Here is a 25,785-nt window from a genome sequence, read left to right on the forward strand (position 1 = left end):
ATGAACGATCTGGCCGGGGCCGACTATTCGCTGCGCTATGACAATCTGATCCAGGCGATCCAAATCTATGACAACAAGTCGGATACGCTGATCGACCAGCGCAACGTGCAGCAGGTCGACTATATCGTGGTGCGCGGCACCGCTGCCGACGACAAGCTCACCATCGACTTCGGCGAAAACTTCCTGGCGGCACTCGATGTGCGCTTCGACGGTGGTGCCGGCAACGACACGCTGGCTATGACCGGCGGCAGCTTCGACGCCGTGCGGCTCGCGACCGACAGCGGCCAGTCGGGGAGCATTACCGCGCAGGCTGGAGCGTTGACCCATAGCATTGGCCTGGAGAGCGTTGGCGCGGTCGAGGATGATACAGCGGCCAGCCAGCGCATTTATGCCGACAGTTCCGGGCAGACACGGGTGATCCGCATCGGAAGTTCAGATGGTTCCAATGACGATCTGGCGGTGCTTGACGCTGGAACATTTAACAATCTGATCGCCTACAGGTTTGCAGTTCCGGCGGTCTCGTTGACCGTTGACGCGGGCGCGGGCGACGACAGCTTTGTGCTGCGCGAGATCGACCCCGCTCTGGCTGGCAGGGTTGTGTTGAGTGGCGGCGCCGGCAGCGACGCTGTGGTTGGGCCACCGCAGGACACCGACTGGCATCTTACTGGCGACGGTTCGGGTCATGTTGCTGGGGTGTCCTTCGTTACGGTCGAGAACCTGATCGGTTCCGCTGGCAACGAGGACACCTTTTTTGTTGGTGCGGCCGGAAAGTTGAGTGGCGTCATGGCTGGCGGCGATGCCGGCTTCGACAGCATGGTTCTCGACGGTGGCACCTTCGCCTCGGTGAAGTACGTAGCCACCGGGCAGACGTCGGGCACAATCACGCGTGACGGTGTCGTGCTCCGCTATGACGGGCTCGAACCGATCATCGACAATAGTGTCGTTGCGGACCGGGTCATCACAACCAGCAATGCCGACGATGAAGCGACTCTGACCGATAATGGCGCGACGCTGACGCTGTCGTCGGATTCCCTCATTCCGACATTCGAATCGATCACTTTCAACAAACCCAGCACCAGCCTGACCATCAATCTCGGCGATGATCTGGGCATTCCGATTTTTTCAAAGGATACCTTGACCATCAATGCGGTGAACCTCGGTTCGACCGCGCTCTTCGTCAACGGCCAGGACGGCAAGGACGAGGTGACGATCTCCGGGACGCTGACTGCCGGCGCAGTTACCGTCAATGCCGAGAAGATCAGCGTTTCCAGCACCATGAATGCCAGTTCGGTGACCCTGACAGCAGCGGCGTCGGACGATGGAAAAATCACGGGTGGCGCGTATTTCGCGACCCCGGAGGCGATTATCGACCTGACCGGCGCCACGATCATCGTGACGGGGGCGGCTCAATTCACTGCAACCGCGACCGCCAATGTCGAAGCTGAGACTGCCGAGGTTGGGCCGCTCGCGGGTGTCATCGCGACGATCTTGCCCGAAGCACGGGTCAAGTTCAGCAGCACCGATGTGACCGCAGCCAGCCTGTCGGCGTCGAGCACCGTAACCGTCACGCTGACCGCTAAGGACGAGTCCGATGCCGGTTCCGACAACGATGAAAAGAAGGATGCAGCGGTTTCCGTCACCGTTCTGGTCAGCGACGCGATCACCGAAGTGCTCGCCGGCAGCGTGCTCAGTGTCTCGGGCGCGGTGTCGCTGACTGCGACCAGCAATCTGACGATGACCACCGAGGCCGATGGCGGTAGCGGCGGGAAGGGCGCCAGCGTTGCGGTTTCAGAAGTCAATGCGACGACCCGCGCCAATGTCTCGGGCGGCTCGACGATTGGCGCAAATGCCGGCAATACGCCGAATTCGATCGTGCTCGGCGCGACGCTGACGAGCAACGTTACGACGATTGCCAGGTCGACGGCAGGCGGATCGGACCAAAGTGCAGGCGGTGACAACGAATCCGAGGAGCGTCTGAAGGACGCCAATAAGGACGGCAATACGTCCGACAAGGCGACGACCAGCGGTGGCGATATCACCTTTGCCGGCGCGGTGACGGTGTCTGATTATCGGCCGACGACCGAAGCCTTCGTTCAGGCCTCGACCCTCACATCCTCTGGCGCGATCACGCTGACCGCGCAATCGACGGACCACGTGACGGCGACGGCAGACGGCACCAACACGAACTCTTCCGCCGAGGGTGCAACCGGCATCGGCGTTGCAGTAGCGCTGAGCATCGCCGACGTCACGACGCGCAGCTATCTCGGCGGCACCTCGTCGCTGTCGGCGAGTGCGGTGTCATTGAGCGCCACGATTGCGGCCGGCGACAGCTTCATCGCCCAGGCGACCTCTGGTGCCGGCGAAGGCTCCAAGACGCAGGTCGCCGGCTCGCTAGCCATTAATATCGTCACCACCGAGGCTTCCGCCGACGTTGCGGCAAGCGCCTCGATCAATCTGAATGGCGCGGATCTGTCGCTCACCGCCAACTCCACCACCAACGTCGAGACCGATGCGGTTCCTGACGACGCGAGCGGCGCCGCCGGCGAACTCGGCATCGGTGGTTCGGTCGCCCTGACCATCGTCGACAATTCCACCTCGGCGTCGATCCGCAATAACGCCACCATCGTTGCCGGCGACGCTATCACCATGACTGCGACCGGCAACCATACCGCTTCGACCACGGCGGAAGCGGGTGCGGAAGGCGGCGATGTCGGTATCGGCGGTGCGGTGGCGATTGACGTCATCGACAACAACACGGAGTCGTCCATCGGCTCCGGCAGCGAGCTTGACATCACCGGCAATTTGTCGGCCAGCGCCAGCAATCACGGCGTGAGCACGACGCTGGCCGACGGGGATGCCATCGGCTCGACGGCGATCGGCGCGGCGATTGCGCTTGCCTTCGTAGACAACCGTGCGTTCTCGACATCGAACCGCAATCTTCGTTCGAACGGATCGATCAATCTGTCGGCCGCCAATGACGGTTCCAGCAAAGCGGAGTCGATTGCGAGCGCCGCTGGCGCCGAGGAAAACGAAGATGGCAACAGCAAGGCCGACGATCAACGGGACAAGGAAGTCAATCTGGCCAACAGCAAGTCGAATGATGGCGACGGCGTCAGCAAATCGGCCAACAGTTCAGGTGGAAGTGGCGGCGGCGATGTCAGCGTAGCAGCAGCGCTTGCTCTCAACGTCTCATCGTCATTGGCGGTGGCGTCGATCAATGACGGGCGCACGGTTATTGCCGGTGAGGGCGCTGGCGTCGGTGAACTCAATTTGCAGTCGTCCAACAACATGGACGCGACGGCGGAAGCCGATGGCACCGCAAAGACGAGCGACAGCGGCACAGCTGTCGGTGTCGCTGTGGCGATCAATATCGCGACGATGCGCAACGAGGCGTCGATCGGGGCGGGCAGCATCATTACGGCCGACGGGGCGAAGGCCGAAGCGAAGATGAAGAACGTCGGCGGTGACGTGACGCATCGTTTTGGCGCCGAGTCGACCTCCGGTGCCAGCGGCGGCGACATCGGCGTGGCCGGCTCGTTCGCGCTGAGCTTTGCCGATACCGACACGCTTGGCGTGATTGGTCTCGACCATGCCGATCAGCCGGCAGGTGGCGCCGCAACGGTTACGTTGACCGGCGGCAATGTTCTGCTCACGGCGATCAATACGACCGTAACCACAACGACGGCGACCTCCTCCGGGGCCGGAAGCGGCTCGGGCAGCGTCGGCGTCGGCGCATCGATCGCGCTCGGCATCGGCTTGAACAGCACTTTTGCTGGCGTCGAGAACGGTGAGACGGTTAGCGGGACGACCGGCAATTTCACGGTCACCGCGACATCCAATGACACGCTGACGACGACGGCCAAGGCCGGCGCGCAGGGCGCTACCGGCATCGGCGGCGCGATCGCTGTCGCCTATGTCGACAACGATACGGATGCGCACATCGGCACTGGCGGCGGCGCAACGATCACGCTGACGGGCAATTTGGCCGCGCAAGCGTCACACACCGGTACGGTTCACACGCTTGCCGATGGCGAAGCTGCCGGCAGCAGCGTTGGTGTTGGCGCGTCGATTGCGCTGAACATCGGCGAAGTCACCAACGACGCTTTCCTCGGCCGTGATTTCCAGAATGTCGGCACGGTGACGATCACCGCGACCTCGACACTCGACACCAAGGCAGAGTCCAAGGCAAGCTCGAAGGGCCAATCCACGAAGAAGTCTGATGGCACAACGGATAGTGCCAGCTCCGATCAGGAGACGACCAACCAGACCGAGATGGCCAAGAACCAGAGCGGCGGCACCAAGACGCCGACGCAGAGCGGCGGCAGCAGCCTTGGCCAGGCCGATGGCAACAGCAATACGCAGACCGGCAAGGGTACGCAGGGCGGCAACGGCTCCGGTGGCACCAATGTGGCTGCGACGATCGCCGTCAACTTCCTCGACGCGGACAACCAGGCGCAGATCGCCAGCAATGTGACGATCTCCGGCACTGGCGCGATGAAGGTTGAGGCGATCAGCACCACCGACGCGCGGGCATTGGCCACAGCAACTTCCACGAACACCAGTTCCAATACCGGCGTTGCCGCGGCGGTCGGCCTCAACATCGTGCTCCTGGACAACAACGCGATGATCGGTGCAGGCGCCGATCTGACCGCCGGATCGATCGAGGTCCGCGCCGCGACCGGCAATGGACAGAAGAACACGTTCCAAGCGCGCGCCCTCTCCGGCGCGGTGTCCAAGAACACTGCGATCGGCGGCTCGGTTGGCGTCAACTATCTCGATGTCAATACGCTGGCATCGGTCGGCGACAATGTCGATCTCGACGCTAACACCGGCAACATCGAGATCGGCGCCGTCAGTCTCAATGAAATGCAGAACCTGGCCGGCGGTGCGGCTTTGAGCACCGGCAGCGGCGGTGGCGGCGTGGGCATCGCGGTTACGGTCAACATCGTCAACGAACTCAATACCAAGGCGCAGACCGGCATCAATCTCGACGCCGAAGCGCAGGGCGCGATCAACATCACCTCGCATGCCGAACTGCTGCCGATCTCGGAAAACCTGCCGGTCATCGGCTCGCTGGCCGTCACCAGCTTCGCCGCCGGCATCGCCGGCGCGTCCGGCGGCTTTGCCGTCGGCGGTTCGTCCAGCGTCAACGTGATCTTCATGGAGACGCACGCCTCGGTGAACGACAACTCCGACCTCGAGGCCGGAACCGGCATCAAGATCGAGGCGACGGACCTGCTGACCGTGGTCAGCGGGGCGGGCGGAATCGGCCTGACGCTGAACGGCAATGCCGGCGTCGGCATCGGCCTCGACGTGCAGGTGATCACGCGCAACACCAGTGCCTGGATGGGCGATGGCGCGGATCTGGATACGTCCGCCGGCAACATCGTCATCAACGCCGACTCCTTCGACGACATCACATCGATCGCGGCGACGTTCGGCGGCAGCGCCGGCGGCTCGGCCGGCGTCGCGGCGTCGGTCGGCGTGCTTTATCTCGACACATCCACGCAGGCCTTCGTCGAGGCCGGCAGCGCATTGAACAAATCGCATCTGGGCGCCGGCGGAGATGTCTCTGTGACGGCGACCGGCGATGCGGACGTGTTCCTGCTGGCCGGTGCGGCGGCGTTCGGCCAAAGCGCCGGCATCGGCGTTTCCGGAACCGTGTTTGTCCATCTCGACGACGTGAAGGCGGAGCTCTATGGCCACGCCGATGTGGTCACCGGTGGCGCAAACGGCCTCTCCGTATCGGCGATTTCCACCGATGAGGTGCTGATCATCGCCGCGGCCGGCGCGGCTTCCGCGCAGGCGGCGGTCGCCGGTTCGGTCGCCGTGACGGTGCTGACCGAGACAACGACGGCTCGCATCGGCGCAAACAGCAAGGTTTCCGGCCAGACGCTCGCCAACGATCCCGGCGTCTCGGTCTTTGCAAGCGACGAATCTGATATCCTGACAGTCGCGGGCTCGCTCGCGGTTTCCGCCGGCAATGCCGGCGTTGGCGCCGGCGTCAATGTGTCGACGCTGACAAAGACAACGACTGCATCGATCGAGGCGGGCGCCGACATCGACGTCGACGGCAATGTGACGGTCGAAGCAACCGGCAACGAGGACATTGGTTCGTTCTCTGTGGCCGCGGGCGCGTCGAGCGGCGCGGGCGTCACGCTGACGGCCGACGTCTTCGTGCTGAACCTGAAGACCCGCGCCTTCATCGGATCGGACCCGCTGGCGCCGATCGGCGGCCTGACGGATGTGCGGGCACGCGGCAGCGTGCTCGTCCAGGCGCTCGACGAAACCGAGATGGACCTGATCGTTGGCGGCGTGGCGATTGGCGGCAGCGCCGGCGTCGGCGTCGCGGCCGGCGTTGCGGTTGTCGACAAGGTGACTGATGCCTTCATCGGCGCAGGCGCACGCGTCACCGGCGAGGGCCACGGCACGGTCGCGGCGAGAACCGGCCGCTACGAAGTCGCCTATGCGGGCAGCCAGGCGATGTCGAGCTTCGAGTCGCAGGGCGGCAACCAGCCGACCGCGAGCAGCCTGGAGGCTGGAACGCCGTCTGGCCTCACCCAGTTCAAGGACCTCGACCAGGAGGGTGGCGACGACGTTCAGCAGGATCCGGGGCTGACCCAGAACCGGGTCGCGACCGCGGCGGTCGACACCGGCTTCCGTGGCGTGGCTGTCTCGGCCTCGGCGAAGGATGATGTCGAGACTTTTGCAATTTCCGTCGGCGGCGGTGGCTCGGTCGGCGTGGCTGTCGGTGCGGCGGTCAACGTCGTCGATACCAAGACCAAAGCGTTCATCGGAGCCGATGCGCAGATCAACCAGGACATGGCCGGCCCCGGAAATGCAGGACAGTCCGTCCTGGTTGCTGCGGCGAGCGACTTCAGCCATGTCGGTGTCGGGGCCGGTGCGGCCTTCGGCGGTTCGGGCGCGGGCGCGCCCGGCGTCGACGTGTCGGTGATCAAGGTCGACGCTTTTGCGACGATCAATGACGGCGCGGATGTGAAGGCGAACAACGACGTCGCGGTGATCGCCACGTCCAAGGAAAAGGTCATCGTCGTCTCGGCCGGCCTTGCCTTCAGTGGCACGGTCAGCCTGGCGGGCGGCGTCTCGGTGCTGTCGTTCGACACCGAGACCTATGCCCGCGTCGGCGCCAACGCGACGATTGTCGCCGGCGGCGACGTCGCCGTCATGGCCAAGGACGATTCCGAGGTGGTGGTTGTCGCGGGTGCGGTCGCCATCGGACTGTCTGGTGGCGGCGCCGCCGGATCGGTCGCGGTCGTCACAGTCGACAAGCTCACCGAAGCGACGATCGGCGACAATGCCAGCATCGACGCGTCCGGCAACGGCGCCGGCATCGGCGGCGTGCTTACCGGCACGATCGTCGGCGGTGGCGATCCGAGCGGCTTCGGCGCGGCCGAGGCGCATGGCGTCATTGTGCAGGCCGAATCGTCGGAAGAAGTCACCAACGTCACGGTCGCCGGTGCGGGCGGCCTTTATGTCGGCCTGGCTGGCTCCGTCACCGTGACGCTGCTCAATTCGGACACCAAGGCGCTGATCGGGGTCGGCGCCGACATCAATCAGGGCGCTGCAAATTACGTCGCTCATCCAGGCACGGTGTCAGGCGCGCAGGGCGTCTATGTCAACGCGGCGAACGAGGTCCGGGTCACGTCCTTTGCGGGCGCTCTCGGCGCCGGTTTCATCGGTCTGGCCGGCGGCATCGACTTCGGCAGCATCAAGAACGACACGGTTGCCGCGATCAACGCCAACGCCATGGTGCGGGCGCGCGGCGACGTCTCGGTCAACGCGGTTGCAATCAAGGTTCTGCGTGGGTTCGCCTTCAGCGGCGGCATCGGCGTCGGCGGGCTCGGCGCGTCCGTGTCAGTCTGGTCGATCGGCGAGGCGTTCAGCGACTCCTACCAGGACAACCAGGGTGGCAGCGGCAACGCGACGAAGGACGACGGAAGTCCCAAGACCGCCAATGACGAGGCCGGCGAACAGGCCGACGACGGCGTCGAAGGCGTCACCGGGGAATTGAGCCGCTTCGGCAGCGGCGCCAACAACAATTCGGCCGACACACGGGTCAAGGCTGGTGTTGAAGGCGCCCGCGACAAGGTCGGCGCCAACGCGCTGACCTCCGGCGCGCTGACCAACAAGCTGACCGCCGCCGTCACCGACGAGCGCGGCACCACCGCCTCTGTCGAAGGCGGTGCGACGGTCGAGGCTGGTCACGACATCGTCGTGAACGCGCGTGAGCAGATGGAAGTCGACATGCTGGTCGGCAGCCTGGGCGCCGGTCTTGTTGGCCTGGGCGCATCGATTTCCGTCGTCAATGTGTCGGGGCAGGTGAGAGCGAAGGCCGGCGGAAGCCTCAAGGCTGGCAATGCCATCCGCGTTGAAAGCCATTTCGGCCAGGATGTCGATGTCACGACCGTCGCCTTGCAGGCCGGCTTCGTCGGCCTCGGTGCATCGGTCGCGGTGGTCAACGATACCAGCCGCATACAGGCCGGCCTGCTCGACAACACAGTGGTCAACGACGCGGCCAGCCTCACGGTCTCGGCGACCAGCAACCAGACGTTTGACGTGCTGACGACCGGCATACAAGCCGGCGCGGTGGCCGTCGGCGCGTCCTACAGCGACGTCACCATCGGCGATGACGACGACAACACCAAGGAAGTCCTGGCCACGATCGGCGCGGGCAGTCAGATCGGGCAGACCGACGCCGTCGGGGCCATCACGGTCCATGCGGACTCGACGATCAACGCGGATTCCGACACCTTCGCGCTTGCCGCGGGGCTCGGCGCGCTGACCTTCAATTTCGCTTTCGTCGATGTTCAGCCGAACGTAGAGGCATCGGTCGGCGGCGGCGCCAATATCAACGCGACCGGCCTCCTCACGGTCGAGGCGTGGACGCTGCACGATGCGACCGGCGACATATTCGCGCTTTCGGTCGGCGCACTGGCGGCCGGCACCAGCCTGACGACAGTCAATGTCGTCCCGACGGTGGCCGCATTGATCGGGGGCAATTCGACGATCAACGCCGGCGGCATCGTCATGCTGTCGTCGCACAATTACGACGGCGAGACGGCGACCGACCGCGGGGCGAAGGCCTATGCGGAAGCCTCCGGCGGCGGCTTGTTCAGCGGCCAGGGCTCGGTGCCGACCGCGAGGTCCAATGCGGTTGCCAACACCTCGATCGGCGCCGGCGGCGCATTCACCATCGTCGGTGATATCGACATCAAGTCGCGCATTCGCAACTATGCCGTCGCCAATTCCGAAGCGAATTCGTTCGGCGCGGCGGCGGTCGGTGCTTCGTTGGCTGAAGCCGAGGCCAATGGCCAGAGCAACGCCGCGATGAACGCCAACATCGTCTCGGTCACCGACATCAAGGTCGAAGCCCTCGCTGTCAATGGCGCGCTCGCCGTGGCTGAAGCCGCCGGTGGCGGCGTTCTCGGCGCACTGACGATCAACAGCGCAGTTGCAAAAGCCAGCCCATCATCGGTCAGCGCTTCGATCGGCAACAACACCTCGATCCAGTCGGCGCGCAATGTGCGGCTGAAAGCACAGGCGCAAACCGAGGGCGACGCCAAGGTTGTCGGCGTTTCGATAGGCGGCATTTTCGGGGCCGGCGCTTCGGATGCGACAACCCATGTCAGCCCGACGGTTGCGAGCTCGATCGGCGCGGGCGTGGTGATCAATGCGACCGGCGATATCCTGGTCGAAGCCTCCGCGTCGCCGATCCCCGGCACGCAGCCGACCTACGAGATCGTCGATGTCGACGGCACCGCCAACACGATCACCGTGAACGGGCATGGATTGGTGACCGGCGATACGGTCGAATATGATGCCGGAAGCGGTGGCGCTATCATTCCGGGCCTCAACTGGCCGGATCCGGACGATGCGGCTGTGAACCGTCAGTACAGTGTGATCAATGTCGTCAATGCAGGCGTGACAGATCCGAACACGCTCTATTTCGGCTCCGTCTTCAACGCCGCCGACATCGATCCAGACACCGAGATCATCGAGTTCGCGGGTGGCCATAATTTCCTGAGCGGCGATGCCGTCCGCTACTATCCGGGACCGGACGAAACAGTCGACAGCTTTGGGCTGACCGAGGGCAACCTCTACTATGTGCTGGTCATCGACGGGTCGCACATCAAGCTGGTGAGCACCTTCGACAAGGCGGTCAACCCACAGAACTACCTCAAGAATTTCCAGCCGGACGATGTCGCGGGCAGCAGCATCACCATCGCCGGGCATGGCTTCGTCAACGGGACGGCGGTGACCTACGAGGCGCCGGACGCGCGCACCTTCGTCAGTCGCCAGGTGGATGTCAATTCGAACAGCCTCAATCCCGACGGCTCGCCAATCGCCGATAGCAACGCAGACAACATCCGCTTCTTCGACGATGACGGAAACGCGCTGGCGCACGGCTTCGGCGAGGGCGAGCACGTTGTCTACGACGTCAAGAATGCGAGCGGAGGAACCGGTCTGGCGATCGGCGGCCTGGTCGACGGCCAGACCTATCGTGTGCATGTCGTCAACTCCTCGACGATCCAGCTCAAGCGCAACGACGCGATTACCGAGGAGGTGCAGTTCGTTCGCAATGCCGCTGGCGACCGTATCATCCGCACTGACGGCCTCAACTGGGCCGACAACGGCTTTGCCGCCGGCACGCTGTTCATCGGCGGCGGTGGCGCCAATTCTGGCACGTTCACGATCACCAGCGTATCCGGCAGTACGCTGTTCCTTCTTGAGGCGAACACCGTCACCGCAAGCACGCAGACCAAGACCTTCGATCAGCCGATCATCGCGCTCAACCCGAACAAGGGCCTCAGCGCCGATCCGGCGCTCAATGTCGGCGCCAGTGATACGCATTCGCTGGTCAATGCCAAGAATCTGCCGATCGGCGGGCTCGAAGACGGCAAGACCTATTATGTGCGCGGCGTCAGCGGCGCTGGCGACAACACGTTCGAACTTTGGGATGCGCCGAGCGGCGGCAGCCAGATCATCCTGGCACCGACGGGCCTGGCCGGGCCCTACGGCAATCACAGCCTTGCGGCACTCGCGATCGACATCTCCGACGATGTCGACAGCGAGCAGCAGTTACGCATCGACATCGGCGACGGCGCGACGTCGGCGGCGCCGGGCCAGTTCCTGTTCGGTCCGGGCGAAGTTCCGCTCAGCGAAATCGCACCGCAATCGGGCGACGGGGTATCCTCCGCGTACGCCAAGGGGTCCGGCGGCGGCTTCGTCGGCGTGCAGATCAACGACGCCGACATCATCAGCAATCCGAACGTCTCGGCGACGATTTCCGCGACCCTGATCACGACCGTGGGCGACGTAACTGTCAGCACATCGGCGACGACCAATACCTCCTCCTACGCGGTCAATGGCACCGGCGGCTTCGTCGCCATCGGCGACGCCGACGCACGCAGCTATCAGGACATCACGAGCGCGGCGACGATCAGTGATGGCACGCGCATTGTAGCGGGCAAGAACTTCACGCTTGCCTCGGCAAGCAATGCCATTACCAGTGCCTCCTCGCAGTCGAGCGCCGGCGGTGCGGTCGGCCTGGCCGACCCTGTCACCGACGTGCGCATCGAATACAATACGGTTTCGACAATCGGCTCCAACGCCATCGTTCTGGCCGGTCAGTTAGCCAAGGCGACGGCGAATGCATCCGTCGATGTGACGGCGAAATCGACCGCCTCCGGCATCGGCTTCGGCGGCGATGGCGACGCCATCACGCATGTCAATATTGGCTCCCCGGACGCCGATCCCGACGCCGACCAGGCCGACGCGATCGTCTCGCTGGCGGCCAACGCCGTGCTCAGTGCACGGCGCACCTCGCTTGCGGCGCGGGTCGACAAGTTCCATGTCTTCTCCGGCAGCGACGGGCGCGGCGCCGGATTCTATGGCGAAGGCGAGGCGGAAAGCACGATCACGGCACGGCCGGATGCCCAGGTGCGAATCAATGCAGGCGCCGACCTGACGGGTTGGGAAGGCGTCGACCTCATCACCCGCTACGACAACGTCGACACGCATGCGAAATCCTATGCCCGGTCGACGGGCCTGTTCGGCTTCGTCGATTCCGACGCGCACAACGACACCGACGTCTCGTCCGAGATTTTCGGTGCGGCAGGCGCATTGGTGACAGCCGGTCCGCGCGACAACAACGATGCCGTGCTCGGACATCCGGATTATCCGCAGGAACCTGGAAGCTCGGCCGAGCACCTGGCCTTGTTTGCCTCGACCGTGAACGGCTCGATCTCGCAGACAGATCACGCCGATGACAGCAAGCGCTCGCTCGCCGCCGGCGGATCGAGCGGCAGCAGTCCGGACGACAGGCCGCAATCGATCAATTTCAATTCCGACGTGCTGATCCTTTCCGGCCGCTCACCCGAACTGGTCATCAAGCAACTGGTCATCGGCGCCGACGGCGAGATCGATGTCGCGGTCGAAGTGTCGGTCAACGACACCGCAGGCGGCGGCAGTGCGACCGAAGGCGAAGGCAGCACGATCCAAAGCAACGACATTGTCGTCAACGACATCGTCAATCCGGGTCCCGGCGACGTGGTGTTCGACTCGAACTCGATGACCGGCGCAGGCGGCACCTGGACGTTCCGCGATACGTTGCAGCGCGTGTCGATCCGCAACGAGTCCGACAAGGACATCATTATCAACAACATCGATGTCGTCACCGACGAGCAGCCGCTGGCATGGCTCAATCCGTCGCAGGGTGTGACACTGACCTTTAACGTGGTGCGCGAAGTCGCGCCGACGCTGATCGAGATCACCGACACCGGTGGCCGTTCCGATATCTACATCAATGGCACGATCGAGAACCCGATCGGCACGACGTCGATCGTCAACACGGACGGATCGGTGTTCGCCACCAACGATCGCGGCGTCACGGGCAGTGATGGCCGCCAGTCGATGATTCGGACGCACATCCTGAACATTCGCGCCGACGAAAACATCGGCGCGACCGGCGCGCGAGTGAACATCGACATCGTCGACAGCGCCGGCCTGCCGCTCGGTATAGGCTTCGACACCGGCCGTGTCGCTGGCTTGACAAACCAGGTATTCCTCGGAGTCGAGAACCGTTTCTATACCGGTCAGTTGGTGCGCTACGATGCAGTGACTGCGACCATCGGCGGGCTCACCGACGGCGGCTACTACTACATCATCGCTTCGCCCGATGGGCAGAGCGTCAAGTTGGCAACTACGTTGGCAAACGCTTTGGCCGGCACGGCCATCGATCTGGCGCCGGCGGGCGCGCTGACCGATCTGCACAGCCTGATTTCGGCTGAAACCTTCACCGCTGACGCACTCGGCAACATCAACCTCGACCTCAAGGCGCTGCTGCGCGAGGCGCCTGCCGGCGGCTTCTACGTCGTCGAGATCGACCGGATCAAGGCCGGCAATACGGCGGACGTGCTGCTGCAAGCCAGCATTGAACAGTTCGGCGACGGTCAGTCCGGCGGCCTGCTGGTCAAGGCGCCAGCGTTGCCTGCAGGCGGGCAGACCTACTACAATTTCTTCCGGCCGGATGCGGGAGCTATCCCGTCGCTGAGCCGTGGCGTCTTCGCCACCGGCAACACGGAAGTCGCGTCGACCTATGATTTCCGGGGCCTCGACCCAGCAACCGGCCTGCGCACGCTGCCCGGGCTGCAAGCAGGCTCGGTCGTTACCGGCGGCGACATCATCGTCGCGGCAGCCAATCCCGCGCCGACGGCGACCACCGTCAACGTACTTGGCATCACCGAGATCGCCGGCGATGGCGACATCGACGTGCTGACCAATGGGTACATCGCGCTGACGGAAAAGACCGGTGACATGCGCGTCGAGCGCATTCGCTCCAACGCCTCCGATGTGCTGCTGTATTCACCGCGGCGCATCCTTGATGCACGCGATGACAACGGCGACCCGACCTTGGTCGAGGCCGATGTCTCCGGCCGCAACATCACCATGGCCGCTGGCGTGGGCCTGTTTAATCCGACCCATTTCCAGGTGGCCGCTCAGGTGCTCAACCCGACATTGCTTGACATCAATTCGCCCTTGGGCGGCATTGGTGAACCGAGCAATTTCCTCGAGATCAACGTTGACAACCGCAATGGCGTCGGCGGGCTTGGTGTGCTGCGCGCCTTCGACATCAGCGCGGATTCGACGTTCGGCATCTTCCTCGACGAAGTCGTCGGCGATATGCATGTTCATACCGTCCACACGATCCGTGATGTGTCGTTAAGGACCGTTGCAGGCTCGATCCTGGATTCACGCAACAACGGCGCGGGCGACGACTTAGCCGACGTGATGGGTCAGACCATCGACCTCGACGCCAACGGCAACGGCTCCATCGGCGCCTTTACCAATGACCTCGAGATCGATTCATCACGCGGTTCGAGCGATGATGACGTCGCACTTGAAGCCGGCAACAACATCTACCTGGCCGAAGCGCCGGAGGTTCCCGGCGGCACCGCCGGCAATCTGCGACTGGTGCTGGCGCACGCCTATGATGGCGATATCCGCATCACGGTGCGCGAGACCTCGGTTCAGGGCGAGAACCTCGACCTGCTGCATAGCGGCAGCGCCCGCTTCGGCGAAGACGGCGCGACCTTCCCGACCTTCCAGCCCGATGCGTTGCGTGCGATCACACATGGCCAGATCTTCGCCGAAAAGGGTTCCGTGCTGCTGCGCGTCGGCGACAACGTGACGCTCGATTCCAACAGCGAAACGCTGGCGGCCGAGAGCATCGACATCTATGGCGACGTGTCGGCGACCGACGAGGTCATCCATGCGCTCGTCAATCTGGATGTCGCCTTCGGCACTGTGATGGTGCTGCGTGGCCGCATCATCGCCAACGCAACCGTGGCGCCAGGCAACAAGACGACCGGCGCGCCGGTCGGCTCGGCAACGCCGACATTGACAGCGGACCCGGTCAGCGGACCGACCGTGCTGACCCGAATCTTCGGCAACACGGATGTCGACACGATCCACTTCGGCGACACGTCGGGTGCCGGCGGCACCAACACGCAGGGCAGCGCCGGCTACATCTTCCTCGGCTCGAAGACGCGCGCCTATGGCAGCCAGAACCTCGATGTGAACAACGTCGATGGCGAAGACCGCTTCCGCGTCTACTACCTTCAGGATACCGCGACGCAAACCTCTCCGAACATGCAGACGGCGGCCGAGCACACGCTCACGCTCGACGGCGTGTCGGGCACTGATCTCTATGAGATTTACACCCTTGGCTCCAACAATCCGGGGCAGGGCACTGCAGGCACCGACTTCCAGCGCAATTACGTCATCAACATCCTGGACAGCGGGCGCTCCATCGACGGTGTCGATGAACTGACGATCTTCGGGTACGATTCGTCGCAGAATGGTCTGGTCGGCGGCAACAAGCCGATCGACGATATCTTCCTGCTGCGCGGCGCCAACTATGTGCCGCACGAATCCGCCGACCGTCCTGGCTACGTCGCCATGGTCTACGGCCAGCCGAAGACCTATGCCGACACGATCGAGGACAATGAGCCCTCGAACGAAGTCGCGCGCATCAATTACGACACCGCGCTGAATGGCCGGATCACCATCGAGGGGCAGGGCGGCAACGACAATTTCTACTCCGACGACACCTCGGCGATCGTTTCGCTGCAAGGCGGCGCCGGCGACGACTCCTTCAACATCGGCCAGATATTCGGCACCAAGCGCACCGGCGATCCGGAAAACGGCGTCACGCCGTTCTTCGGGGGCGCCCTGCTAGACCAGGACGTGTTCCCCGACATGGTGGCCACGACCCGCGGCTGGCTGAGCCCCGGCATCAGGGCGCCGATGGTCGCGCAGGGCGGCACCGGCAACGACGAATTCCGGGTCTATGCCAACCAGGCCGAATTGCGGCTCGAAGGCGACGACAACAACGACCTGTTCATCGTCCGCGCGTTCGCCATTGCGGCGGTCGCCAACCAAGACTGGAACGGTGACGGCACGATCGATCAGGACGACCTGCCGGCGGTCACGCTCGACACCAATGGCGATGGCGTCATCAATTTCGCCGACGCCGACTCGACGCCGGACGACTACACCGACGACGTCATCGTGCTCGACGACTTCGGCGTCGCCAAGCCGATCATCGGGCTCGGCTTCTCGGTCGCGCGCGCCCCGGACATCCGCGCCGGCGGCGGCGAGGACGAAGTGCAATACAACGTCAACGCGCCGGTCTCGGTCGACGGCGGCACCGGCTTTGACAAGCTGGTCATCCTCGGGACGGAATTCGCCGACGATTTCGCCATCACCGACAAGGGTATCTTCGGCGCCGGCCTCAATGTCCGCTACACCACGATCGAAGTGGTCGAGGTTGACGGACTTGAAGGCGACGACGAGTTCTTCGTTCAATCGACGGCTTTCGGCGTAGCCTATCGCGTTGTCGGCGGTTTGGGTTCCGACACGATCAATGTCGCCGGCGATGTCACGGAAGACATCATCACGCGCGAACTCGAAGGTGCCTCCGGCGCCGTCGACCACCTCGTCACCTCGGGCGATCCGCTCTACGATGGCGTCCTGGTCGATGGCTTCGACTATCACGTGGCGGGCCCCGAAGAGGGGATCATCCGCATCGACGAAACCGACGGCTTCACCGCTGTTCGGGAAGGCGGACCGCGCAATGTCGACAGTTACACCGTCAGGCTGGCGGTCGCGCCGCTGGCCGGCCAGATCGTCTATGTGACGATCTCGGCGGCACGTTCGCCACAGCAGGAAGAAGACGGCACCCTGATCAATCCGGTACCGCTGCCGAATGGCATCGGCGACACGATCTGGCTTTCGACGCTGGATCCCGGCGCCGTCGGAACCGACGGCGAATTCCAGCATGTCATCACGATCAATGGTGTTCCGACGATCATCAACGACCGCTCGATCGTGCTGGCCTTCGACAGCACCAACTGGGACACGGCGCAGAACGTGTACGTCTACGCGCCCGACGATCTGCGCGCCGAGGGCGATCGGGTGGTCGTCGTTCAGCACAGCGTCATCTCCGACACCAGCGGTGTCGCACCCGCAGTGCTGGCAGCTGCCTATCCGGACGGCGATCCCTTCGACGCGGCTGATGTGCGCAACGTCGAAGTCGACCTGCGTGACAACGACACGCCCGGAATCTATGTCACCGAAGTGGCGCCCGGCACGGACACCGAAGATGGCCGCTCGCTGGTCATCGAAGGCAATGCCACGACCAAACTGAATGATGAACTCCTGGTACAGCTCGCCAAGGCGCCCGAAGCGGGCGACACGATCGTCGTCAAGTTGTTCGTCAACGAATTCAGCGACGAGAACATCATGATCTACGACGTCGACGATCCGAGCGATCTCGACGGTCGCATGTTTAAGGGTGCCGACGGTTACTGGCGCATCACTTTCGACAGCGGGAACTGGGACGATGCGGTGCGCGTCGGCATCGAAGCGCGCGACGACATCCCGCGCGAGGACCCGCACACGGCGGCGATCTTCTTCCAGCTCGACCAGGCGCTGACAGTCGACGCCGACCACGACTACGTGTTCCCGAACCTGCGCTCAGGTCCAGGCTATGTCGACATCGACGTGATCGACAATGACAGCGCCGGCGCGGTTGTGCTGGAGAGTGAAGGGAATACGCTGCTCAACGGCGATGGATCGGACACCGACGACTATACGATCCGCTTGACCAAGGCGCCGTCGACCAGCGTGCGCGTCGCGGTACTCACCGACGGTCTGGCGGATGTCATCAGTGTCAATGGCATCGCGGTCACGCCCGGCTCCGGGTACGACATCATTGGCGGCCTCAGACCAACGCAGATATTAGTCGGCAATCTTGTCTTCTCCAACGATGGTGGCTTGGGCAAGGTCATCCGTGGCACTGGTGCCGATCTCGGCAGCTTCGTCGATGAAGGCTTCTTCGTCGGCCAACAGATACGCATCGGCAATGCCGGCGCCGACAGCGGCGATTATTTCATTACCTCGATCGATGCGGACGGAAAGTTCTTCAAGGTCGACAAGCTGTTCGCCGCGACAGGCGCGCAGAACGACGTCATCCTGTCCGATCTGGCGCGGGACGGTGAGTACACCGGCGATATCCGCTTCGAACAGGTCATGGAAGAAGGTGTTCCGACCTACCGGATCACCATCGATGGACTTGCCGACGAGGACGATGGCTGGCTGGCATTTGGTTTCCTCGAGGGGCAATGGATCCGCCTGTTCGACTCGACCGACAGTCTGATCGGCGACTTCAAGATCGCGATCATCCGCGGCGACAACGATACCAAGGACACCACGATCCAGATCACCGGCACCAATGTCGCGCAGATTCTGCCGCATCTCGGCGACACGCTGAACGACGTGCGCGTGGTTCGGACCGCGGCCGTGGCTGTGTTCACGCCGGCCAACTACTACCAGCAGCAGACGGTCGAGCTGCGCGCCGACACCGAATACGAAGTGCCGATCACCCGCGAAGGCGTCAAGGTCTTCCCGGTTTCCGGCCATTATCTGTCCAAGCTGCGCGGACCGCTGGCTGTCGAGGGCGGCGTCACCGGCGCCGACCGTTCGCTCGAGAACGGCCTCAAGCTGCCCGGCGAAGCCGACGACTTCCTGATCGCGATCGGCCAGCAGCCGCCGGAATCGCAGCAGATCGACGTGCTGAACATCTTCAACGACACCAGCAAGGAAGATGTCGACGGCGTGTTGACTGAGACGACGCTCACCGGTTTCAACATGGCTGACGATCTGAGCCTGGGGCTTGGCGTGACCGGCGATCCGACCTTCGGTGAATCCGGCTTCTTCCCAGGCGGCATCAGCTTCGGACGCATCAGCGTCGACTCGAACGGCGATTTCGGCACCGACGACACCAAGAGCACCATTGAGGTGGTCAATCTGATGCTCGGTGAAGGCAACGACAAGCTCGTCATCGAGGGCACGCTCAATCCTGCGCCGCCGGTGCAGGTGACGAACACGTTCGACGTAACGCCATCTGGCGTCAATGGCGGCACCATCGTACGCGCCGGGTTCGACTGGAAAGCGATGGGCTTCCTCGTCGGCCAAACGGTGAAGATCGATAACCTTCCGGGCATCTGGACAATCGTCGCCATCAATGATGCGCTGATCAATCCGGCCAATCCGGCCGAAGGCGCGGATCCGAATGACAACTCGATCCTGGTTCTGGGCGGACCGGCGCTCACCGGTGTGGCAGATGGGTCGCACACGATCACCGCTTTCGACAAGGACGTGATCACGCCGAACAAGTCGGTAGATGTGGCCAGCACGACGGCGGGCGGTATCATTACGCGCACCGACGGCGGCAACTGGGCCGGCTTTGCGGTCGGAGACTTCATCTCGATCGACGAGGACTTTGCGAAGGGCGAGTATCAGATCGTGGCGATCGTCGGCGCGGTCATGCACGTCATCGGCGGACAACTCGCGCCGGTCTCGGAAGCGCCGCGCACTATCAATCGCATCAACCCGGTGACCAATGCCGTGCTGCAGACCGTGGTGGCCGAAGTCGATATCGACCCGACTTATACCGGCGGCATCGTCACGCGCCAGGACGGCGTCAAATGGGCCGATGAAGGCTATCTCGCCGGACATCTGGTGACGATGGTCGATGCCAACGGCAAGCGTGACTTCCGCATCATCGAGATCTCGGAAGACGGCTTCTCGCTGACGCTCGAAGGCGCGTCGCTCGCGACGCAAAACGACGCGGTGAAAAGCTTCTACGTTCAAGGCCAGCACGGCGGGCTGACGTTCGTTCATGGTGGCGGCAACATGCATGTGGAAAGCGCCGGCCCGATGAACATCGCCGCCGGAACCGGTGGACAGATCATCGTCACCCGTCAGGACGGCCGCGACTGGTCGGAGGACCGCTATCAGGTTGGCCAGGTGATCCAGCTTGCGGGCGAAACCTATACGCGCACCATTCTGGCGATCGCCGACGCGACGCTGCCGGCGCCGGGCAACTCCGCGCTGACATGGGGTGACGGCAGTGTGCTGGTGCTCAGCGCACCGAACACACGCGCCGGCCAGCCAGCCGGCACAGTGCTCGCGCCCGATGCGTTCAACAGCTATGCCGAGCGTTCACTACACGTCGCAGAGCCGCGCATCATCACCGGGACGGCGACCGTCAACATCGCCACCAACAGCCTGACACGCAGCGGCGGCAGCTGGCTGACGGATGGCTTCCATGTGGGCCAGAAGGTGCAGCTGAGCGGATTTGCCGGCACGTTCACCATCCAGGCGCTCGATGCGACTTTGATGACGCTGCAGAGCGTTGCGCTGACGCCGAAAGCCGGTGTTGCGATGACCGTTTCCGGTATCGACGTGACGCTGGACGGCGGCGCGCGCATCGGCGGCGACCATATTGTCGTCACCGGCGGCGCCGGGCCGAACTCGCCACTGGTCATCTATGGCGACACCGGCCAGGACGGCATCTGGTATTCCGGCCAGGCGCACAATGTCTTGGGTATGGAATTCGGCGAGAAGCCGTTCGATCCGTTCCCGGAACTGCAGGACGGCGAGAATGAGGATGACGAGTGGGTGTTCCCGCTCGCCAATCCCTACAAGTTCGCCGGCAACGACATCATCGACGCCAGCGCCTTGTTCGCCGGCACGCCGTCGGCAAACCTGCCGAGCGTCGGCCTGACGATCTATGGCGGCGCGGGCAACGACACGATCTACGGCAGCCAGGCTGGCGATCATCTTGCTGGCGGTTCCGGCGACGACCTGATCATCGGCAACCGCGGCGCCGATCACATCTATGGCGATAGCGGCGTCAACGTGAACATCTTCACGCGCCAGTTGTTCATTGATACGGTCGACAACAGTCCGTTGCCTTCGGCCAATCCGGACGCCGACACCAACGGCACGACGATCAAGCCGGTCAAGTCGTCGGTTCGTGACCTGATGAATGCGGGCGACGACCTGATCTTCGGCGATGGCGCTTCGCATCTTGGCTATGGGCCGAGTTCGGTCGCGGCTACCGGCGTGCTGGGCGACTTCGACGACATCATCTTCGCCGATCACGGCGTGATCGAAATGTTCGTCGACGATCCGAACTTGCCGTCAGTTTTGAAGCAGCGCATCCAGACGACCGAGCTGGTGTTGGTCACCGGCATCAAATCGGCCGAATTGCAGAATGGCGGCGACGACGTGGTGTTCGGCGGCCTCGACCGCGACGTCATCGTCGGCGGCGCCGGGCATGATCTGCTCGATGGTGACCAGCAGGACGATCGCGTCTTTGGCGACAACGTCTACATGTCGCGCCAGGGCGGCGCTGACGGCAATCTGTTGGATGATACGTTCAGCCTGCGCTTCCAGACGCTGGCCGGAACGTTGATGTACAGCCGTACCGACCGACCGATGCCGGCCGGCCTCGGCACGGTCAATGCCGACAACAGCGGCCTGCTGCTGGTCGACAGTATCGCTCGGCGGTATCGCGATCCGGACGGCGCTCCGTGGTGGAGCGAGTACTCGGTCGATTACGCGGCGCTGCACACCTTCGCCTTCGACGAGGGCACGGTCGGCGTCGGCAGCTTCGGCAACGACTACATCGCTGGTAGCGAAGGCCATGACGAACTGTTCGGTCAGCTCGGCCATGACGTGGTGCAGGGCGACGGCGGCATCGAGCTTGCCTTTGCCGGTGCCTCGCATGTCGGCGCATCGCGCACATCCGGCGGCGTCACCGATCCGATCGGTCCGCTCACGGTGATTGCCTCCTTCACGGCGGCGACTGACGGCCAGGACTACATCGAAGGCGGTGGCGGCGACGACCAGATATTCGGCGGCCTCGGCCAGGACGATCTGATCGGTGGTTCCTCGTCCTTCTTCAGCCTCACTGATCCGAATGCGCGGCCTGACGGAGACGATTACATTTTCGGCGGCGCCGGCATCGAGATCGACCGCAATGACGATAATTTGCCGAATGACGGCACGCCGGCTAATTCGCGCTTTGCTCGCGATGCCGACTCCATGATCGGCGACAACGGCAACATCGTGCGGGTCGTCGGTGTCAATCACACCGACATCAATCCGAACGGCACGGCCGGGCAACAACTCTATGTCCAGTTCAACTACGACGTGAACGACCCGGCGCGCGCCGGTGGCGAACGCCTCGTCGTGCGCGGCATCCATCTGCTCGACTACACGCCGGGCGGCCCGGACTTCCGTCCGGACCTGTTCTCCAGAACCAACCCGAACGATCCTGCCTATCGCAGCGAGTTCGGCATTTGGGCCAAACAGGACATCGGTGGCCATGACGAACTCCACGGCGAGACCGGCGACGACACCGCCTATGGCGGCGGCGGCCATGACCGGATGTTCGGCGATGCCGAGAACGACGATCTGATCGGCGGCTGGGGCAATGACTGGATCTCCGGTGGTACCGGCGAGGACGGCATCCTGGGTGACGACGGCCGCATCTTCACCAGCCGCAACAGCGCGACCTACGGCGAAAGCCTGTTCGGCGTGCTGCCACTGCTGGCGACTGATCCGGATACGCGCACCAGCCAGGGCGATGTGCTCAACGAGTTCATCTACACGCCCGGACAGGTGCAGACCGAGACGATCAATGTCGGCGGCAAGATGAAGAAGGCGGTCGACCTGACACCTTACAATCTGACGCCGAATGCGCAGGGTGGAGACGATCCGCTGTTCGACGCCAATGTCGTCGACGATATCATTTTCGGCGGCCTGGGTGACGACTTCATCCATGGCGGTTCCGGCGACGATGCGGTCGGCGGCGGCGAAGCTCTGCCAGATTCCTACACGCAGCGCTTCGATGCGGCGGGCAATGTCGTGGGCATCGTGCGCACCGACTTCTCGCGGCCGTGGAATCCTGGCGACGTGCTGAAGTTTGGTCCTGATAGCGATCCGTGGAACGCACCGAAGCCGGTGCAGAGCCGGCTCGGCGAGTTCTTCCTTTATGACGAGTACGATCCGCGCCGGACAATCATGTTCAACGCCGATGGTTCGGTATGGAAGACCGGCGCACCGCCCATCACGCGCCAGTATTTCCTCAACCTCGTCGACAATGAAGGACCGCTGGTCAACGGTGCGATCGCTTTTGCGCCGAACGGCACGCCGACGGCGTTTGCGCAGCGCAACACCGACGGCAACGATGCGGTCTTTGGTGACCTGGGCAATGACTGGATCGTCGGCGGTACCGGCCGCGACCACATCTATGGCGGCTGGGGCAACGACCTCATGAACGCCGACGATGTACTCTCGACCAACACCTGGCTGAATGACCAGCCAGAGACGCATCCAATGTATGAGGACCGCGTTTTCGGCGGGGCCGGGCTCGACATCCTGATCGGCAACACCGGTGGCGACCGCTTGATCGATTGGGTCGGGGAGTTCAACAGCTACCTGGTGCCGTTCGCACCGTTCGGTATCGCAACGGTAAGCCGCCAGGTGCCGCCGCAACTGTTCGACTTCCTCTATGCGCAGGCATTCAGCGACGGCGTCGATATCACCCGCACCGCTGACACTGGCAGCATCAACGGGGACGACAACTACAGCAACGTCCATATGTTCATGGGCGGCGTGGAAGGTGAAATCGGCCTGATCACCCAGAAGGATCATGGCTTCTGGCAGGATCAGACCGGCGGTCCGACGGATCCCCAGGCGGGCAACATCCCAGGCGGCAAGCGAGACGTGTTGCGCACGGCTGACTTCAACGATGGCAACGCCAAGGTCGTGGCGGTTGACGAGGGCAATTTCGCCGTCGCCAGCGGCAAGCTCACTGTTCAGTCGGCAAGCACCTGGGACCAGGCAGCCGCGGTTCTCTATCTCGACGTCTATACGCCGATCTACTACGAGATCGCGGCGACCTTGACGACCGATAAGCCGACGGGCGGCTGGAAAGCCAACTCCTACGTCATCTTCGACTATCATTCGCCGACAGATTTCAAATATGCCGGCATCAATATCTCGAACGACCAGATCGAGATGGGCTACCGCGACGCCAGCGGCTGGCATCAGTTGGTCAAGTCCAACAAGCCGGTGCAGCTCAAAGCGAACCAGGCTTACGATGTTCTGCTCGCAGTCAATGGCACGACCGTGACTTTGACCGTGGCCGGCGTGAATTGGTTCAGTTACACCTTCGCGCCGCGCATCATCGATGGCCAACCGGTGGCGCTGAACAAGGGCCTCGTCGGTGTCGGTAACAGCGGCTCGAAGGGTACGGTGGACAACTTCCGTGTCCAGGTCTTGCCGCCGCAGATCACGCTCGACTACGCAGCCGAGTTCGACGCGCTGCCGACCTATCCGATGTCGAAGACCGCGGCTCAAGGCTGGACGCTCTCGGGCGGCAGGCTGAACGCAGCGGCCGGCGCCGGCACCAACCTGCTGGATGTCGGCCCGGCGATCGGGGCGGACGCCTATCTGGAACTGACGGCGAAGTTGAAGACCGCCGGGACCGGTGGCATCGTCTTCGACTACTACGGCGCCAACGACTACAAGTTCGTCACGCTGGACGTGGCCACCCAGAAGGTTTTGGTTGGACACGTGTCGTCGAAAGGCGGCACGGCGATCGATCAGAGCTTCGCGCGCACGCTCAGTTCAACGACGGACTATGAAGTCCAGTTGACCATACGAGGCGCTGCCCTCTCGATCACCATCAACGGTGCATTCGTCGGCAGTTATGGCTTCAATGCAGCCATTGCCGATGGCGAGTTCGGCCTGGTGACAGGCAATGCAGGGGCGTCCTTCGACCGGCTGCAGATCCGCACCAACGCCTCGGCGTTCAGCACCAGCTCCAATCAGCTGGCACTCGCTTCGCTTGGCCAGACAGGAGACACGGCAACGGTCGGCATCGATCAGACCAGGGCGATGCTGGCGCAGGCGATAGCGATCTGGTCGGCCAGCGGCCAACTCGACGCGGCACAGCTTGCAAAGCTGTCGAGCCTGGACGTGCAGATCGCCGACTTGCCTGGCTCGGCGCTGGCACAGTCGGTATTCGGCGCGGTGCTGGTCGATCGCAACGCGGCCGGGTATGGCTGGTTCGTTGACCTGTCACCTCTCGACAGCAGCGAGTTCCAGCTCGATGCCTCCGGCCGTCTGACGGCGTTGCCGGGCGGCGCGGCCGATGGACGGATGGACCTGCTGTCGGTGCTGATCCACGAAATCGGCCATCAGGCGGGCTTCGATCACGATGAGGACGAAGCAGGCGTGATGTCGGCTGAGTTGGCCGTCGGCGAGCGCCGGCTGCCGGAGGCCGGATCTATTGGTCAGGTGGCTGAAACGCAGCTCTTCCATGATGGCCTGGGCGTCTTTGTCGGCGCGCAGGAGCATGGATTGCTTCGGAGCGCTGGGATTGCCCTGGCTGAAGCGGTCGGCGACGTCACGACGATATCGACCGCAAGAGCTTCCGGCGATGCGGCGGCGGTGGCGAATTCCGACTCAGAGGCTGATGCCAGCGCGAAAACTGGCGATATCGTGCTGACGGGGGCTACTTCCGGCTTGCAGCCAAGTGGCCAGCTCAACTGGGTGTTTGACGAAGCCAGCGGAACCTTTGTTGCCGCACAGGGTCGGCAGCAGGACGGTGCACAGGATGCAGCGCCTGATGCGGATCAGGACGATGGCGTCGCAGCTTCCGACGACCTCAATGGTCTCGCTGAATGGAGCAACCGCAAGGGTCTGCTGTCGCGCCTGTCCAGTCTGTTCGGAGTACGATGAGACAATGACGGCGGCGCAGTTCACACATTTCGCGAACTGCGTCCCCCGCCTCGAAACGGGTGTCCATGGCCGATAGCATCCTTGACGGTGACACTCGTA

1 protein-coding gene is annotated in these 25,785 nt (G+C 63.5%); it reads left to right on the forward strand.

Going from position 1 to position 25,785, the window contains the following annotated elements; all coding sequences use genetic code 11:
* On the forward strand, positions 1-25,686 hold the full coding sequence (locus ACSQ3Z_RS10515; RefSeq protein ID WP_436171896.1) for a hypothetical protein: 25,686 nt from the start codon (positions 1-3) through the stop codon (positions 25,684-25,686).
* Positions 25,687-25,785 lie beyond the last annotated feature (99 nt).

This window comes from Mesorhizobium sp. LjNodule214, from assembly GCF_964252735.1.
Taxonomy (GTDB): domain Bacteria; phylum Pseudomonadota; class Alphaproteobacteria; order Rhizobiales; family Rhizobiaceae; genus Mesorhizobium.